The 755-nt window shown below is 38.8% G+C and carries 1 pseudogene; it reads right to left on the reverse strand.

Annotation, left to right across the window (positions count from 1 at the left end):
* Positions 1–755 (reverse strand): annotated as a pseudogene (locus EHQ17_RS20020) (leucine-rich repeat domain-containing protein); the annotation flags it as partial.

Genomic DNA, 755 nt, shown 5'->3' on the forward strand with positions numbered 1-755 from the left:
GTTTGTTACGGACAACATTGATTTCCCGAATCGTACTTGTTTCACAAAACCAAACATCGTCTTCCAGTAGGTTCCGAGATATATCTACACTGAACGCGTTCGGATCAAAATCACTCGCATGTATATCCTTAATATAATTATTAAAAATTCCTAATCGGTAAGGGCGATCAAAGTCAAATCTTGGGATATTCTGTAAATCTAATTCATCTACCCTCAATTCTACTAAATCAGTCAGGGACGACATTCCCGAAATTCGCTTCAGAAGTTTTGTCCAAATCTTTAAATTACGAACATCTTTATGAATCTTCAATTCGGCTGCTTCTTTCCCTTCTATTTCTAAACGCAAATTGGCCTGGAGAGATGGATCAATGCTTCCTGATGTAAATCTAAATTCACGATTACCGAGTATTGGGCCATAAAGAAAGCCATTATAAACCCCTGCTAAGAAATTAACCACAACCAAAAAATCTACTTTTCTTGTTTTAAGTAAAGCCGTTGGACAGTATCTCCTCTCCGGGTTTAGAGTCTTCTCTTCATCGACAGAAAAATCTTTCACATAGTTTTTTGCTCCAAGATTCTCCATCAAAGTCGCAAGCCTTTCTTCCAGTTTTCTATTTCGTAATCGATCCTCACATTGATTCGGCCCGTCCGGCAAAACAATGAACGCAAATCGTTTGTCAACCCACCCCTTTTTTTCAAGAGTCGCATAAATCGATTTCGTTAAATCGCTCTGCGGATCCGCATACAGAGCACAA

The sequence above is a fragment of the Leptospira gomenensis genome, assembly GCF_004770155.1.
Classification (GTDB): Bacteria; Spirochaetota; Leptospiria; order Leptospirales; family Leptospiraceae; genus Leptospira; species Leptospira gomenensis.